At 63.1% G+C, this 15754-nt stretch carries 13 protein-coding genes; 6 read left to right on the top strand and 7 right to left on the bottom strand.

The window, feature by feature from the left end:
* Window positions 1-134: 134 nt before the first annotated feature.
* Together RA20_RS09980 and RA20_RS09975 are read left to right on the top strand one after the other, a co-directional pair.
* Window positions 135-557, top strand: coding sequence for an EF-hand domain-containing protein (locus RA20_RS09980; RefSeq protein WP_039127652.1), 423 nt, complete (start codon window positions 135-137; stop codon window positions 555-557).
* 388 nt (window positions 558-945) lie between these two features.
* Window positions 946-1497: a hypothetical protein gene (locus RA20_RS09975; RefSeq protein ID WP_152618473.1), complete on the top strand. Its 552-nt coding sequence runs from the start codon at window positions 946-948 to the stop codon at window positions 1495-1497.
* A 177-nt stretch (window positions 1498-1674) separates the two neighbouring features.
* Here the strand turns inward: RA20_RS09975 and RA20_RS09970 are convergent, their stop codons facing one another.
* The 5 genes from RA20_RS09970 to RA20_RS09950 all read right to left on the bottom strand — a co-directional run bounded on the left by RA20_RS09970 (window position 1675) and on the right by RA20_RS09950 (window position 9730).
* A complete protein-coding gene (locus RA20_RS09970) occupies window positions 1675-4182 on the bottom strand; it encodes a GcvT family protein (protein WP_039127648.1) in 2508 nt (835 codons plus the stop codon).
* 214 nt (window positions 4183-4396) lie between these two features.
* A complete protein-coding gene (locus RA20_RS09965) occupies window positions 4397-4741 on the bottom strand; it encodes a hypothetical protein (protein ID WP_039127645.1) in 345 nt (114 codons plus the stop codon).
* 653 nt (window positions 4742-5394) lie between these two features.
* Entirely contained in the window at window positions 5395-6798 is a 1404-nt protein-coding gene (locus RA20_RS09960; protein WP_039127642.1) for an FAD-binding oxidoreductase, read from the bottom strand.
* 128 nt (window positions 6799-6926) lie between these two features.
* Complete coding sequence (gene ggt, locus RA20_RS09955; protein WP_039127640.1) at window positions 6927-8702, bottom strand: gamma-glutamyltransferase; 1776 nt, start codon at window positions 8700-8702, stop codon at window positions 6927-6929.
* 41 nt (window positions 8703-8743) lie between these two features.
* Window positions 8744-9730 carry a 2-hydroxyacid dehydrogenase gene (locus RA20_RS09950; protein WP_039127638.1) on the bottom strand — a complete coding sequence of 329 codons (987 nt, stop codon included), beginning with the start codon at window positions 9728-9730 and terminating at the stop codon, window positions 8744-8746.
* A 213-nt stretch (window positions 9731-9943) separates the two neighbouring features.
* Here RA20_RS09950 and RA20_RS09945 point away from each other — a divergent pair, with 213 nt between their 5' ends.
* The gene (locus RA20_RS09945; protein ID WP_039127636.1) at window positions 9944-10441 is read left to right on the top strand and encodes an SH3 domain-containing protein; all 498 of its coding nucleotides are present in this window, start codon (window positions 9944-9946) and stop codon (window positions 10439-10441) included.
* 289 nt (window positions 10442-10730) lie between these two features.
* Window positions 10731-12944 (top strand): NADP-dependent isocitrate dehydrogenase, encoded by a 2214-nt coding sequence (locus RA20_RS09940; RefSeq protein WP_039127633.1) that lies wholly within the window; start codon window positions 10731-10733, stop codon window positions 12942-12944.
* Window positions 12945-13013: 69 nt separating this feature from the next.
* On the opposite strand, the gene RA20_RS09935 is transcribed toward RA20_RS09940, so the two are convergent.
* Window positions 13014-13997 carry a GlxA family transcriptional regulator gene (locus tag RA20_RS09935; RefSeq protein WP_039127630.1) on the bottom strand — a complete coding sequence of 328 codons (984 nt, stop codon included), beginning with the start codon at window positions 13995-13997 and terminating at the stop codon, window positions 13014-13016.
* Between the two features lie 65 nt (window positions 13998-14062).
* On the opposite strand from RA20_RS09935, the gene RA20_RS09930 reads away from it, so the two are divergent.
* Window positions 14063-14332 (top strand): DUF1272 domain-containing protein, encoded by a 270-nt coding sequence (locus tag RA20_RS09930; protein WP_052248922.1) that lies wholly within the window; start codon window positions 14063-14065, stop codon window positions 14330-14332.
* Window positions 14333-14667: 335 nt separating this feature from the next.
* Here the strand turns inward: RA20_RS09930 and RA20_RS26140 are convergent, their stop codons facing one another.
* Window positions 14668-15327 (bottom strand): hypothetical protein, encoded by a 660-nt coding sequence (locus tag RA20_RS26140; RefSeq protein WP_241482234.1) that lies wholly within the window; start codon window positions 15325-15327, stop codon window positions 14668-14670.
* On the opposite strand from RA20_RS26140, the gene RA20_RS26135 reads away from it, so the two are divergent.
* On the top strand, window positions 15232-15754 hold a 523-nt coding region (locus tag RA20_RS26135), incomplete at its 3' end, for a capsular polysaccharide export protein, LipB/KpsS family (RefSeq protein WP_446720149.1). The genes RA20_RS26140 and RA20_RS26135 overlap by 96 nt on opposite strands.

Below are 15754 nucleotides of genomic sequence, written 5' to 3'. Positions count from 1 at the left end.
GATCCCGGAATCAACAGCTTGAGAGATCCAATGACGCCTGCGTGAGATCCCCGGGATTTTTGCGCCGGAAATCCGCATCCGCTCCGTTTCAGTAGGGACACACCGTCGCAGAGATTTGACCAAAGGACCTGACCATGAAGACGCAAATCCTCATCACAGCCATGATCACCGCCGTTGCCCTGCCCGCCTATGCCGGCGGCGGCCGCCTCAAGGCAATGGACCTGAACGGCGATGGCAAGGTAACCGTCTCCGAGGCGGTGGAGGCCCGGGTGGCCACATTCGACAGTGCCGACACCGACGGCAATGGCAGCCTGGACAAGGCAGAGCATACGGCGATGCTGGAGGCCCTGAAAAGCCAGCGCAAACGCGGCGGCAGCGGCAAGCGCGCGGGCGACGCCGATCCCTTTGCCTTCACCGACGCGGACGGCAGCGGCAGCATCTCCAAGGAGGAATTCCGTTTGATCGCCCAGCAGTTTTTCACCCGCGTCGACGCCGACGGCAACGGCGAGCTGACCCGCAGCGACTTCCGCTCGCTGCGCAGTAAGAACAGCGGCTGACCTCCGCTGCCGAGCGGTGCCCCGCGGCAAGGTTCAAAGGAAGCCTTGCGCCGCACGCTGTGCGCCGCCACGGGGGCCAGGCAGGCCGCGCCTCCGGCGCGGCCTGCCTGGCCCAACGGGAACCTTCGGATTTCACATCCGAACGGTGACGGGCGGGAGGGTTTTGATTTGGATCGCCCCAGCCGTCTGCCCTAAGCGAACCCTTACAGCCCGCCACCCGGCATCAAGCCGCAGCCACCGTGTAAGTGACTTCTCAGCGGTTTCTGCAGCCAGGCTGCATGTTCAAAAGGCAACGCACAAAACCCTCTCCAGATCCAGTAAATCCGGTTGATCTATTAACAGGCTGTCGAATAAGCCTAGCCTACCCGAAACTTGTTCAGTGACAAAAATGAAATTTTTTATCTCTCTTCGGCTTCGTCGAACTCTTGCGCTATCGGCGCTTGTATCCTGGGCGGGATTGGCATCAGCGGAAACCGCACCATTTCTGCCGTCAAATTCTGATATCATTGAATTTACTAGAGTTTGCGCATCTGCAGCAGAGGGCAGCTTGGATACTGCTCGCATGCAAAACAGGGGCTACACCCTCAAACGGGAAACGAGAAGAATCGTTAAATACGAGCGGCACAATTACCCTGGGCGGCCCAACAGAGGCTCGATGCTCATGGAATTCGACAAACCGCCCAACCAGCGTTTGGATTGCAAAATGAGCAGGCTGGCCGAAGGTATCAGCGCGGCTAAAGCTTACGAGCTTGTTACTGGTGCTCTTCGAAAAGCCGGTTTCCGTCCAGGCAAAGTGCGCCTAGGCAGGAAAAAGAGCCTGGATGTATGGGTTAAGGGTGGAATCAAGTTCCAAATCTACGCCAACTACAATCTGTATGACCAAGACAAGAATTTGCTTGGATTGCACCTGTCTCAAACACAGCTCGAGCTTATCGAATAAGGGTCTGCTTCCCCCAAGTCACCGGAAACGCTTCCAGAGCAAGATCACGAGTCGCTGTGGATTCCCCGCAGCATCGTTGAAACAGCTACGCAACTTGTACTATTGAACCCTTTTTGCAGTTCCCACGAAAAAGCCCCGGCACATTGACCGGGGCTTCTTCATCTCTTCCGTCAGGGTTTAGCCGTTCTGGCGGATGGTCTCGTTCTTCGGATCGTAGGGGCTGTCGCAGGTGACGACTGCATCCCACAGCTTGTCCTGGATCTTGACCTGCAGCTTGGTGCCTTCCACCGCGTACTCAGGCTTCACGTAGCCCATGCCGATCGACTTCTCGAAGGCCACCGAGTAGCCGCCGGAGGTCAGGCGGCCCACACGGGTGCCGTCTGCGGCATAGAGCGCCTCGCGGCCCCAGGGATCGGCGTCGGACGGACCGTCGATCAGCAAAGTGCAGCACTTCACGCGGACGCCGGTCTCTTCCAGCTTGTCCTTGCCGTGGAAGTCCTTGGACATGTCGATGAAACGCGGCAGGTCGGCTTCCAGCGGGGTCGCGTCGCGGCCCAGTTCGTTGCCGAAGGCACGGTAGGATTTCTCCTGGCGCAGCCAGTTCTGGGCGCGGGCGCCGACCAGCTTCATGCCGTGCTTCCCGCCGGCTTTCTCCAGCAGGTCGAACAGGTAGTTCTGCATCTCGATCGGGTGATGCAGTTCCCAGCCCAGTTCACCGGTGTAGGCCACGCGGATCGCGTTGACCGGGCACATGCCCAGTTCGATCTGCTTGGCCGACAGCCAGGGGAAGCGCTTGTTGGACAGAGCGGTTTCCGGATCAGCGTCGACGATCACCTCTTTCAGCACATCGCGGGACTTGGGGCCTGCGATGGCGAAGACGCCCCACTGGCTGGTCACGTCCTGGATCTCGATGTAGCCGAACTCTTCCATCTTGTCTTCGGCCGCCTTGCGCAGGAAGTCGGCGTCATACTCGGACCAGGCGCCGGCGGAGACCAGATAGTAGTTGTTCTCGCCGTTGCGGACGATGGTGTACTCGGTGCGGGTGGTGCCGAAAACAGTCAGCGCGTAGGTCAGGTTGATGCGGCCGACCTTCGGCAGTTTGTTGCAGGTGAACCAGTCCAGGAACTGGGTGGCACCGGGGCCTTTGACGACATGTTTGGTGAAGGCGGTTGCGTCGATCAGGCCAACGCCTTCACGCACGGCTTTCGCCTCTTCCACGGCGTGCTGCCACCAGCCGCCGCGGCGGAAGGAGCGGGCGTCGTGGTCATAGTTGTCAGGCGCATCGACGGGGCCGAAGTAGTTCGGGCGTTCCCAGCCGTTGACCCAGCCGAACTGTGCGCCGCGGGCCTTCTGGCGGTCGTAAGCAGGCGCGGTGCGCAGCGGACGGCAGGCTTCGCGCTCTTCGTCCGGGTGGTGCAGGATGTAGACGTGCTCATAGCACTCTTCGTTCTTGCGGGCCGCGAACTCGGTGGTCATCCAGTTGGAGGAGTAGCGTTTCGGGTCCAGCGACGCCATGTCGATCTCGGCTTCGCCGTCGACCATCATCTGCGCCAGGTAGTAGCCGGTGCCGCCAGCAGCGGTGATGCCGAAGGAGAAGCCTTCCGCCAGCCACATGTTGCGCAGGCCCGGCGCCGGGCCGACCAGCGGGTTGCCGTCGGGGGTGTAGCAGATCGGGCCGTTGAAGTCGTCCTTCAGGCCGGATTCGGCACAGGAGGGAACGCGCTCTGCCATTGCCATGTACTGCTCGGCGATCCGGTCCAGATCCAGCGGGAACAGGTCGGCGCGGAAGCTGTCCGGCACGCCGTGCTCGAACTGCGCCGGTGCGCCGCGCTCGTAGATGCCGAGGATCCAGCCGCCGCGCTCTTCGCGGGCATAGGATTCATTGTCGGCGTCGCGCACAACGGGGTGCTCGGGGTTGCCGGCTTCACGCCATTTGACCAGCTCGGGATCTTTGTCCATGACGATGAAGGTGTGCTCGACCGGGATTGCAGGCATTTTGATGCCCAGCATTTTCGCGGTGCGCTGCGCGTGGTTGCCCGATGCGGTCACGACGTGCTCGGCGGTGATCACCACCTGCTCGTCGGAAGGAACCAGGTTGCCGCCTTTTTCGACCATCTTGGTGCAGGTGACTTCCCAGTGGGTGCCGGTCCAATGGAAGGCATCGGCCTGCATCTTGCGGACGATTTCAACACCGCGCTGACGGGCGCCCTTGGCCATCGCCTGGGTCACGTCGGCCGGGTTAATGTAGCCGTCTTCGGTGTGGTAGATCGCACCTTTCAGATCGCCGGTCTCGATCAGCGGCCAGCGCTCTTTGATCTGGTCCGGGGTCAGCCACTCATAGTCCACGTCGCAGGTCTCGGCGGTGGAGGCGTACAGCATGTACTCGTCCATGCGCTCCTGGGTCTGCGCCATGCGCAGGTTGCCCACCACGGCGAAACCTGCGTTCAGGCCGGTTTCCTCTTCCAGGGTCTTGTAGAAGTCGACCGAGTACTTGTGGATGTGGGTTGTCGCGTAGGACATGTTGAACAGCGGCAGCAGGCCGGCTGCGTGCCAGGTCGAGCCGGAGGTCAGCTCGTCACGCTCGATCAGCATGACGTCGTCCCAGCCGGCCTTGGCCAGGTGATAGGCAATCGAGGTGCCGACGGCGCCGCCGCCAACAACAAGTGCTTTGACTTGGGTTTTCATTCTCCGGCTCTCCAGCTTAATGAGATTCTTGGCTTTGGTTTATGCCGGAGCGGAAAGAAGCGCGCAAAATCCATCCGACGCAAAAACCGCAAAAACCGACCTGCTGCGTCGCCGATGGAGGGAATTCACGCCGGTTTTGCCGGAAATCGCATTTTCCGGCAGCAAAAAGGGGGCCGCTGCCCCCTGCTGGTTTTCCTGTCTGCCGGCGGCTGTGTCAGCAGTCGGCGACGTTGCCGCGGCGGATGCAAATGGGTTGCGGCGCCTCGGGCTGCGGCGCTTCTGCAACTTGCTCGCCGCCTGAAAGCAGGCTCTTGCCGTAGCTGGCCATTTCGCCCCATACGGTGCTGCCGCCCGCGGCACTCTTAGGCACCTGCCCGGCGTGCAATCCGGCCCGCTCGGCGCGCACCCGGCTGATGCGCTCGCGCACGATTTCGGCGTATTGCGCACCGCTCAGCTGGCCCCAGCCCAGACCCGCATCACGCGTCTGGAAATAGTAATCCGCGCCAACCACACCCTGGGTGCAGAACACCACAATGCCCACTGCCTTTTTCAATCCCATGGCCGCTCTCCAGATCTGCGAATTGACCGGTCTTTACCTCAGCTTAAATCCTGGCGCGCAATTGCGGCGGATTTCCGGCATTTCGAGGGAGGTTCGGAGCAATGCGCTCTATCCGGCCCGGGCCCTGCCCTGCCGGTTGCTGCGGTTTCTGAACTGCTGATCCTTGTGTGCTGTCCATAGCGAAAGGAATGGCGGCGCCGCCAAGGGGCGGAGGCGGGACGGAAGGGTCCTCCCGCACGCTGAACGTTGTCTCTGCGTGCCCTCGTCCTGAGGGCCCTGTTCCTGGGAGCCGGGGATGTCAGGCCCGGCTGATGATCGCGACCGGGAGGTATCATCGCAAATTCGGCTTAACCTGGCGTGAGCGGGGCGTGCGCCGGTTCTGCAACGGCGCGCCTTCAGGCGAACGGCGCGCTCCCGCGCCTGAAGATGATCCCTGCGGGATCATATTACAGCCTTGGGCCGGGCGCTGCTTGCGCAGCGCAAGGGGGAGCGGTGCTCGCGCAGCGCCGCTGTGCGGCCCTTGATCCGACGGCTGTCAGGGGCGCCGCGCCGCGCGCCAGCGCGGCGCCCGGCCCAACGGAAGCGGGCGCATCTATGATGCGCCTTGCGACGGGCGGGAGAATTTCCTTTCGACTCTCGCGGCCGCCTGCAGCTCACATCTCCAGGATTTTCCCCGGATTCATGATGTTCTCCGGGTCCAGCGCCGCCTTGATGGCCGCCATGTAGCGGGTGGCTTCGCCCAGCTCCTGTTGCAGATAGGGACGCTTGCCCTGGCCGATGCCGTGCTCGCCGGTACAGGTGCCGTCCATCGAAATCGCCAGTTCATTCAGCCAGCCCACGAAGTCATCCGCCTTCTGCCGCTCGATTTCGCTGTCCATGTCAATGAGAAGCAAAGCGTGGAAATTGCCGTCGCCCACGTGGCCCACCATCGGAGCCATCAGCCCCATGCTCTCGGCCTTCTCGCGGGCGGCACCGACGCATTCCGCCAGCCGCGAGATCGGCACGCAGACGTCGGTGGAGATCCCCTTGGCGCCGGGGCGCAGCTGCAGGCTGGCCCAGTACATGTCGTGGCGCGCCTGCCAGAGCTTGTTGCGCTCTTCTGCTGTCGAGGTCGCCTCAATATCAAAACCCCCGAACTCTTCCGCGATGGAGGCAAACATGTCTGCCTGCTCGACCACACCTGCGTCCGAGCCGTGGAACTCCAGCAAGAGGAGCGGGTTCTCCGGCAGGTCGAGGCCGGAATAGGCATTGGCAGCGCGCACGCTGAGCGCATCCAGCAGTTCGATGCGGGCAACGGGGATGCCGTATTGAATGGTCATCATCACCGCGCGGCAAGCGTCGTCCACTGAGCCGAAGGAGCAGCGGGCAGAGCGGACTGCCTCGGGGATACCCTGCAGTTTCAGGGTCAGCTCGGTGATCAGGCCAAGCGTGCCTTCGCTGCCGACCAGCAGCCGGGTCATGTCATAGCCGGCCGAGGATTTCTTAGCCCGCTGCGCGGTGCGGATCACGCCGCCATCGGCCATCACCGCCTCTAAGCTTAGCACGTTGTCCTTCATGGTGCCGTAGCGCACTGCGTTGGTGCCGGAAGCGCGTGTCGCCGCCATGCCGCCAAGCGAGGCATTGGCGCCGGGGTCGATCGGAAAAAACAGGCCCTGGTCGCGCAGGTAGGTGTTGAGCTGTTCACGGGTGACGCCGGGCTGCACCACCACGTCGAGGTCCTCGGCATGGACCGCCAGGATCTTGTCCATCCGCATCATGTCGACGCAGATGCCGCCAGCGGGCGCGTTCACATGGCCCTCCAGCGAGGTGCCGGTGCCGAAGGGAATGACCGGCACGCCGAACTCGGCGCAGACTTTGATAACCTCCGAAACTTCCTCAGTAGAGGTTGGGAAGATCACCGCATCAGGCGCCTGATTGACAATCCAGGTGGTTGTGTGGCCGTGCTGCTCGCAGACCGCCTGGCCCGTCTGCAACTGGTCGCCGAAACGCTGTTTCAGCGTCTCGATGGCAGCCTCGATTCCGGCTTCGTTGCGCGGCAGTGAGGTGGCTTGCACCATGGCGGGTCTCCTTGGGCGTCGGGCATCCGTTCAGGAAGTTTACGTGTTAACCTACGCCCCGCAAAGGTTGTGCCGCAATACCCACAAGCCGGTAGGCCAAAGCGGAATGCAAAGGAAAGGCGCGGCTTTTACCCCCCCAGGGCAATCCCTTCGCGGCGCGGATCGGCAGCGCCTTTCAGCACATCGCCAATCTCAATCGCGTGCAGACCGGAGTTGAGATCGCGGATATTCACCTCGAACCCCATGCCGGAGAGCGCCTCTTCAAAGCCTTCCGCACTGGTGCCGGCTTCCAAGTCATAGGTGCCGAAGCGGTTGACGAGATGCGGCAGCGCCAGCGCTTCCTGGATATTCAGCCCCCAATCAGCCCAAGCAACAATCGACTTTGCCACATAGCCAATGATCCGGCTGCCGCCGGGGGAGCCGATGGCCAGCACCGGCTTGCCGTCCTTCAGCACGATTGCCGGTGCCATCGAAGACCGCGGCCGCTTGCCCGGCTCCAGACGGTTGGCAATCGGCACGCCGTTCACATGAGTACGGAAGGAAAAGTCAGTGAGTTCGTTGTTCAGCAGGAAGCCGCCAGCCATCAGACGGGAGCCAAAGGCGTTCTCGATGGTTGTGGTCATCGACAGGACGTTGCCGTACTGGTCCACGATCGAGATGTGGGAGGTCGAGGGCAGTTCAATCGACTCATCATCCGCCAGCAGCGCATGGTCGAACTCGGGCGATCCCGGTGCCACCTCGGGCAGCGCATCATCGCCTTGCAGCAGTTCGGCCCGGCTGGCCAGGTAATCCGCCGCCACCAGCCCATGCGTGGGCACCGGAACAAAATCACTGTCGGCCATGTAGCGCCCGCGGTCGGCAAAGGCGAGGCGCGAAGCATCGCCGATCAGCCGCCAGGCTTCAGCGCTTCCGGCGCCCATTTCAGCGAGATCATAGTTCCCAAGCATCCCCAGGATTTGCCCCACCGTCAGCGCTCCGGAGGACGGCGGACCCATGCCGCAAGCCTCGAAATCGCGGTAAGCAGCACAGACAGCCGGGCGTTCCTTGACCTGATAGAGCGCCAGGTCGGTGGCCGACAGCACGCCTGGGTTGCCTTCAGCGGTGGTCACAGTGCGGATGATCTCTGCCGCGACGGGACCGGAGTAAAACGCCCCTGCCCCACCCTCGGCCAAGGCCCGCAAGGTGGCCGCATAATCCGGGTTCAGCAGAACGGTGCCGGCTTGGATGGGATCGCCGCCAGGAAGAAAATACGCGGCGGTGGACGGGAAGCGCGCCAGCCGTTCGGCGTCACGCTCCACCAGCCCGGCGAGGCGCGGGGAAACCGCAAAACCGCCCTCGGCCAGGGCGATCGCCGGTTCAAACAGCGACGGCCAATTGGCGCGGCCCCAGCGCCGGTGCGCGGCCTCCAGCAGCGCAGGCGTGCCCGGCGTCCCCACCGAACGACCGCCGACCACCGCATCAAAGAACTGCAAGGGCTCGCCGTTTTCATCCTGGAACAGCGTCGGCGTGGCGGCCAGCGGCGCGGTCTCGCGCCCGTCCAGCGTGGTCAGCTCGCCAGTGGCACCGTCATACCAGACCAGGAAAGCGCCGCCGCCCAGGCCCGAGGATTGCGGCTCCACCAGCCCCAGCACGGTCTGCACCGCCACCATCGCATCCGCAGCCGTGCCGCCCGCGCGCAGCACCGCCGCTCCGGCCTCCACCGCATGCGGGTTGGCCGCCGCCACCATCCAGTTTTCCGCCTCGACCGGCTGGCCAGCGTTCCTGGCCTCTAGCGCGGCGGCCACCTGCTCTGAGATCGCTTCAAAGCTGCCGGCGGTTGCCGCCTCGGGTGCCACGGAATCCGCGGCTTCCTGTGCATTGGCCGCGCCTGCAAAAGCGAGGCAGGCCAGAATCAGATGTCTCATGGAAATTCCCTTTCTCAAATTCCGGCCCGGCCCGCGGACGCTTACAGCATCGATGGCACAACCTGATCCGGCGGCCGGTGGCCGTCTTCGAAAGTCTTGATATTGAGGAGCACTTTCTCGCCCATCTCAATCCGCCCTTCCAGCGTTGCCGACCCCATATGCGGCAGCAGCACCACATTGGGCAGCTCGCGCAGGCGCGGGTTGATGTCGGTGCCGTGCTCATAGACGTCGAGGCCCGCCCCGGCGATCTCGCCCGCGCGCAGCATCCGGGTCAGCGCGTGTTCATCGATCACCTCGCCGCGCGAGGTGTTCACCACCACCGCTGAGGGTTTCATCAGCTTCAGCCGCCGCGCGTTCAGCAGGTGGAAGGTCGAGGGTGTCGACGGGCAGTTCACCGAGATCACATCCATCCGCGCCACCATCTGGTCGAGGCTCTCCCAATAGGTCGCCTCCAGCGCAGCTTCGGTCTCGGCGCGCAACCGGCGGCGGTTGTGGTAATGCACCTGCATGCCAAAGGCCGCGGCACGTTTGGCCACTGCCTGGCCGATGCGGCCCATGCCAAGGATGCCAAGACGCCGCCCGGCGATCCGCCCGCCCAGCAATGCGGTCGGCGCCCAGCCCTGCCAATCGCCCTTCTGCATCACGGCCAGGCCTTCGGGCATCCGCCGAACAACCGCCATGATCAGCGCCATCGCCATATCGGCGGTGTCATCGGTTAGAACCCCCGGCGTGTTGGAGACCAGGATGCCCCGCTGCCGCGCTGTGGCCACGTCGATGTGATCCACCCCGGCCCCGTAATTGGCAATCAGCCGCAGCTGCTCTCCCGCCTGGCCCAGAAGGCCCGCATCGATGCTGTCGGTGACGGTGGGCACCAGCACATCCGCCTCTTTCACCGCCTCGACCAGCTCCGCCTTGGTCATCGGCGTATCATCCTCGCGCAGCCGCACGTCGAACAGCTCGCTCAGCCGCGTCTCCACCGGTTCCGGCAACCGTCGCGTAACGACAACACTCAGCCTGTCTCTTGCCATTTGCGCTCTCCCTCGGGCTTTTCAAATGCCGCGTCTCCATGGCATCGTGGCGCAGGACGCGGGCAGGCACAAGAACCCGCGCGCATTCCCTTGGCCGCAACCGGAAATTTGCCGGAGCACCAGGGGGCAAAACACGGGCGCAAGACCGGAAAAGAGGCTGGGCACAACCCGGCTGGGCAACGAAGAGGCGAGCAGGCAGTGAGAAAAGCGGCAATGGCAATGCGCCATCTGGCAGCGGCAGCGGTATCCCTGGCGCTGGCGGGAGCAGTCTGTGCCGCCGAATCCCGCGGCCCTGTCACCAACCTGCCCTTGCCCCGTTATGTCTCGATGAAAGCCGCAAAAGGCAACGTGCGCCGCGGCCCGTCACTGACCCACAAGATCGACTGGGTGTTCAAGCGCCGCGGCATGCCGCTGGAGATCACAGCTGAATACGGCCACTGGCGCCGGGTGCAGGACCGCGACGGCGCTGGCGGCTGGGTGCACTACGCGCTTCTGTCCGGCGTGCGCACGGTGCTGATTGAAGAAGACATGCTGACCGTGCACGCCCGCCCCGATGCCCGTTCCCCGGTCAGCGCAGCCTTTGAGCTCGGCGTGGTGGCCCGCCTTGGGGAATGCGGCAGCGAGTGGTGCGAAATCTCGGCCGGCGGCTACAGCGGCTGGGCGCCGAAGAAAAAGCTCTGGGGCGTCGCCCCGGACGAGCTGCGCGAATAACCGCCAGCGCTTTCATCTTGCCGGAAATACTCCGGGGTGAACTGGCCAAAGGCCAAGAGGGGCAGCGCCCCTCCCGTGCCGCCCGCGGCAATCCGCGCGGGCAGCCAAATGCACCGCACCATTGCACCTGCAGCAATCCTGTTCTACATGGGGGCGATACCAATGGCTTCCCAAGCCTGTCCGGGCCCCGTTTGGCTGCGCCGGGACATCAATGGAATAACCCTCCGGCGCGGGCCTGTCCTGCGCTGACGTCATAAACGCCTCCGAGATCGCTGAAAGGTTGTGGAACATGGCAGAAAACAAAAACCCGGATATATTGTATACCATTGTAGACGAAGCGCCCGAACTGGCATCGGCATCCTTCCTGCCGATCATCCGCAAGTTCGCGTCCGCCGCCGGTGTTTCGGTCGGCACCAAGGATATTTCGCTGGCTGGCCGCATCATCGCCGCCTTCCCGGAGAATCTGTCTGAGAATCAGCGCCAGAACGACGACCTGGCCGAGCTGGGCCAGCTGGTGAAGACCCCCGACGCAAACGTCATCAAGCTGCCCAACATCTCCGCCTCGGTGCCGCAGCTGGTGGCTGCCATCACCGAACTGCAGGGCCAGGGCTACGACATTCCGAACTACCCGGAAGAGCCTGCCAATGACGCCGAAAAGGCCGTCCGCGCCCGCTACGACGCCATCAAAGGCTCGGCGGTGAACCCGGTTCTGCGCGAAGGCAACTCCGATCGCCGCGCCGCCAAGGCCGTGAAAAACTACGCCAAAGCCAACCCGCATTCGATGGGCGCTTGGGCATCCGACAGCAAGACCAAAGTCTCGTCGATGCCGGGCAACGACTTCTATGCCAACGAAAAATCCGCGACCATCAGCGCCGCCCAGGCCGGTGACGCGAAGATCGAATTCGTTGCCAAGGACGGCTCGGTTACCGTTCTGAAAGACGCCTGGCCGCTGGAAGAAGGCACCGTTGCGGATGCCACCTTCATGTCCGCCAAGGCGCTCGCGTCCTTCCTGGCCGGTGCCATCGAAGACACCAAGGCCGACGGCACCATGTTCTCGCTGCACATGAAGGCCACCATGATGAAGGTCTCCGACCCGATCATCTTTGGCCACGCAGTGAAGGCCTGGCTGGCACCGGTGTTCGACAAATTCGGCGCCGAGCTGGATGCAGCTGGCGTGAACCCGAACTCCGGCATGGGCGACCTGCTGGACCGCGTTGCAGGCAACGCCGAAATCATGGCCGCGATTGAGGCTGTGACTGCCGAACGCCCTGCCATGTACATGGTCGACAGCGACAAGGGCATCACCAACCTGCATGTCCCGTCTGACGTGATCATCGACGCCTCGATGCCTGCGGTGATCCGCGCCGGCGGCAAGGGCTGGGATGCGGCAGGCCAGAAGGGCGACACCAACTGCGTGATCCCCGATCGCTGCTATGCCTCGGTCTATGACGAGACCATCAATTTCTTCAAAGCCAATGGCGCGCTGGACGTGACCACCGCCGGTGCGGTGGCCAACGTTGGCCTGATGGCCCAGAAGGCTGAGGAATACGGCTCCCACCCGACCACCTTCGAGGCGCCGGCAGACGGCACCATCCGTGTGGTTCTGGCAAACGGCGAGACCCTGCACTCCCACGACGTGGAAGCAGGCGACATCTGGCGTTCCTGCACCGTGAAAAAAGCCCCGATCGAGAACTGGATTCAGCTGGCCATGGACCGTCAGCGCCTGACCGGCTCGGAAGCGATCTTCTGGCTGGACGCAAACCGCGCCCATGACGCAGAGCTTATCAAATACGTGCAGCCCGCGCTGGAAGCCGCCGGTGTGGCGGACAAATTCGTGACCCTCGCCCCGCGCGAAGCCACCGCGCAGTCGCTGAAGACCATCACCGCAGGCAATGACAGCATCGCCATCACCGGCAACGTGCTGCGCGACTACCTGACCGACCTGTTCCCGATCCTGGAGCTGGGCACCTCGGCCAAGATGCTGTCCATCGTGAAGCTGATGAACGGCGGCGGCCTGTTTGAAACCGGCGCTGGCGGCTCGGCTCCCAAACACGTGCAGCAGCTGGTTGAAGAAAACCACCTGCGCTGGGACTCCATGGGTGAGTTCTGCGCACTGGGGGAAAGCCTGAACTTCCTGGCCGACAGCAAAGGCAACGCCAAGGCGGGCGTGCTGGGCGCGGCAGCCGAGGATGCAACGCAAGGCATCCTCGACCACAACCGCTCGCCCTCGCGCAAGGTTGGCCAGCCGGACAACCGCGACAGCCACTACTGGTTTGCCCGCTACTGGGCCGAAGCGCTGGCGGCACAGGGTGACGACGCAGAAATCGCGGCCTTCTTTGCCCCCATTGCCGAAGAGCTGGGCGCCAAAGAAGAGCAGATCCTGGGTGAACTGGCCGCGGCGCAAGGCCCGGCAGCCGAGATCGGCGGCTACTACCGTCCCAGCGTCGAGCTGAAGGCCAAGGTGATGCGCCCCTCTGCAGCGCTGAACGCAATCATCGGCTGATCCCATCTAGCCAGACAAACAACTAACGCCCGGGGTTTTCTCCGGGCGTTCCTGTTTCGAGGTAGCCGTCTAGCCGGTTGTCCTGAACCGCTGCCGGTATTCGCTGGGAGACACATGGCGATGACGGTGCAGCGCCCGCCGCATCCGCTCCTCATCGCCAAACCCGGTTTGAACAGCAACCGACTTCACCGGCAGGCTGGTTTCTTCCAGCATCCTGCAAACTGCATCAACCCGCATCACCTCAACGGTTTTTGCCGGGGATTGGCCAATTTCCCTTGTATAGACCCGGGCGAAATTCCGGGGGCTCATGTTCATGAAAGAGGCAAGTGTTTCCACCCGGATCTCAGCGGCCAAATTGTCCGATATCCAATTGTGAAGCTGGTCGAACTTGCCGGATGCACCGTTTGTCTGGGTTTTCAAAACCGCGCTGAATTGGGATTGCCCGCCGGGGCGCACCATATAGGCCACCAAGGTGCGGGCAACCGCCAGAGAGACCTGACGGCCGCAGTCCTCGCTCACCATTGCAAGCGCCATGTCGATACCCGCCGTGACCCCCGCAGACGACCAGACCGGCCCGCTGGCGATAAAGACCGGGTCCTGCTCCACGGAAACCTGTGGATATTGCTCCTGCAGCGCCGCGCAGTCTTTCCAGTGCGTCACCATCCTGTGTCCGTCGGCAAGCCCGGCCGCCGCCAGAATGAATGCCCCGGTGCAAACAGAACCGGTACGCCTGCTAAGGCCGGACAAATGCCGGATTGCGCTGGTGAAATCCGGATCCTTCGACGCCGGAATAGCCCCTTCGCCGCCCGCAACGATAAGCGTATCGATGCAGCGCCCCGCGCAGTCTTCCAGCGGACGCGCGAGCACCGGCAAAACCGTATCAGAGCTGATGAGCCCTCCGCCCGGCGCAGCCACAATCAGCTCATAGCTGCCTTCCGCCGCATCATTGGCTTCGGTGAAGACCTGCAAGGCACCCGCAATATCCAGGAGCATGACTCCGGGGAACACAACGAAGAGGATGGTTTTCGGCTGCTTGTCTTTTTTCGAGGGCATACCGTCATTTCTGCCAGCATTGTTTGCAGTAGTCTAGAGCGCAACTCAACTGCTGGAGACATGAAATGCTTCTTCTCAAACCGAATTGCGAATGCTGCGGGAAAGATTTGCCGCCCGATAACACCGATGCCCGCATCTGTTCATTCGAATGCACGTTCTGTGCTCAGTGCAGTGAAACCTTCTTTGACTGCCTGTGCCCGAACTGCGGCGGAGAACTGCTGCGACGGCCCGTGCGCCCTGCCCCGCTGCTGGCAGAAAACCCGCCGTCAGACAGGGTTTTCGTCAACACCGGCGCCCCGTGGTACGAAGCCCTGCAAAAACGCGGCCGGATCTGATGACAAGGAAGTGCGGCATTTTTGGCAAGGCTGCACGGAGCCTGGCCCGGTTTATCAATCTGCGCAGCGTATCCCTGGCTGTCAGTGACACATTCTCCCTGCTCGCATTTCTGCCTCCGGCCAAGCATGGGCAAGCGCCCCATTCAGCAAGGAGGAAAAAGCCGCCAGCCGGCCGCCCTTGCAAGGCGGGGAGCCGCCCCCGGTGAACCGGCCGCCGCAAACCTTCTCCGGACAGTTTTCCCGTCCCAGGCGGCCCGCACGGCTTGACCTTGGGCGCTTCCCTGCCCAGACAATAACCCTGAGGGATAATACCGCAATCAGAGCAGCCAGGGATTTCAATGGACAGGCCCAAGCGGGGAAGCTTCCGGAAACTCAATCACCTGCGCCAGCTGGACAGCCGTAAGCAGCCGCTGATCGTCCACGCGGAGGAAGCCTGGTTTCACCACATTCTGGAAGGCGCCAATCTGTTCTTCGAAAAGATCGGCGCGGCCGCCAGCAGCCACGGCTTCAAACCTCTGCTGCTGCATGCTGAGGATATCCTGTCCTATGGGCTTATGGCCTCGGACCATCTGCAGATTGTCATCGGCCCCAAGCGGCCGCAAGGGTCCCGCATCTTCCACGCCCAGCCTGGCTACCTGCGGGGTTTCTGGTACTTGGATCGCAAAGGGTATTATTGGAACTCCAGCCTGGCGGGAGAGGCCTTCCGCCCGGATCCGGCGGATGCGGCTGCTGCCGAGAGGTTCCTTGAAAGCCTTCGCAACAGATACATCGGCCGCAACACGTCGAAACGGGCGCAAAACCCGCGCAGCGATGAGCCCCTGCCCCCGGCCGCCGCAGCCATCTTTGTGCAGAACATCGAAGGCTATAAGCCGCCTGTGCACTACCTGACGACCGAGGAGATGATCACTGCCGCCTGCGACGCGGCGCCGGGCCGGGTCTATGTAAAACTGCACCCGCTGCAGGATTCTGCCGCGCGGCAGAAGGTTGAGGCGCATTGCGCCAGTCTGGCCAATGCCCAGCTGAGCGCTGCAAGCGTGCACGACCTGATCGCAGCATCGGACACCGTGATATCGCAAAACTCGGCCGTAGGGTTTGAGGCCCTGATGCAGAAGAAGCCGGATCACCTGCGGCCGCAGCGACTACCACCACGCCACCGCCGTCTACCGCAGTGCGGAGGGCTTGCACAAGGCCCTGGCCGGCGCTGCCGGGGATTTCCGCAGCTTCCCCTATGCTCAGTATCTTCACTGGTTTCTGCGGCGCCGCCTGCTGGAGCCGGGCACAGAGGATTTCGCCGCCCAGGCCTGGTCCCGGCTGCTGAGCCATCCGCCTGGCGGGGCAGTTTAATTCTTTGTTTGTATTCGGCGCCTCTTGCGGGGGGCTTTGTGTCCGGAAAGAGGCGTGGACCTCTGCCGCGTCCGCAAT

This window comes from Leisingera sp. ANG-Vp (genome assembly GCF_000813725.1).
In the GTDB taxonomy this organism is placed as follows: Bacteria; Pseudomonadota; Alphaproteobacteria; order Rhodobacterales; family Rhodobacteraceae; genus Leisingera.
Note: the sequence above shows the minus strand (reverse complement) of the source record. Positions and strands in the feature narration are given on the sequence as shown.

What these genes read in the sequence shown, in the direction of transcription:
- RA20_RS09980 (WP_039127652.1), top strand. Translation starts at nt 135, where the DNA reads ATGAAGACGCAAATCCTCATCACAGCCATGATCACCGCCGTTGCCCTG.
- RA20_RS09975 (WP_152618473.1), top strand. Translation starts at nt 946, where the DNA reads ATGAAATTTTTTATCTCTCTTCGGCTTCGTCGAACTCTTGCGCTATCG.
- RA20_RS09970 (WP_039127648.1), bottom strand. Translation starts at nt 4,182, where the DNA reads ATGAAAACCCAAGTCAAAGCACTTGTTGTTGGCGGCGGCGCCGTCGGC.
- RA20_RS09965 (WP_039127645.1), bottom strand. Translation starts at nt 4,741, where the DNA reads ATGGGATTGAAAAAGGCAGTGGGCATTGTGGTGTTCTGCACCCAGGGT.
- RA20_RS09960 (WP_039127642.1), bottom strand. Translation starts at nt 6,798, where the DNA reads ATGGTGCAAGCCACCTCACTGCCGCGCAACGAAGCCGGAATCGAGGCT.
- ggt (WP_039127640.1), bottom strand. Translation starts at nt 8,702, where the DNA reads ATGAGACATCTGATTCTGGCCTGCCTCGCTTTTGCAGGCGCGGCCAAT.
- RA20_RS09950 (WP_039127638.1), bottom strand. Translation starts at nt 9,730, where the DNA reads ATGGCAAGAGACAGGCTGAGTGTTGTCGTTACGCGACGGTTGCCGGAA.
- RA20_RS09945 (WP_039127636.1), top strand. Translation starts at nt 9,944, where the DNA reads ATGGCAATGCGCCATCTGGCAGCGGCAGCGGTATCCCTGGCGCTGGCG.
- RA20_RS09940 (WP_039127633.1), top strand. Translation starts at nt 10,731, where the DNA reads ATGGCAGAAAACAAAAACCCGGATATATTGTATACCATTGTAGACGAA.
- RA20_RS09935 (WP_039127630.1), bottom strand. Translation starts at nt 13,997, where the DNA reads ATGCCCTCGAAAAAAGACAAGCAGCCGAAAACCATCCTCTTCGTTGTG.
- RA20_RS09930 (WP_052248922.1), top strand. Translation starts at nt 14,063, where the DNA reads ATGCTTCTTCTCAAACCGAATTGCGAATGCTGCGGGAAAGATTTGCCG.
- RA20_RS26140 (WP_241482234.1), bottom strand. Translation starts at nt 15,327, where the DNA reads ATGCGCCTCAACCTTCTGCCGCGCGGCAGAATCCTGCAGCGGGTGCAG.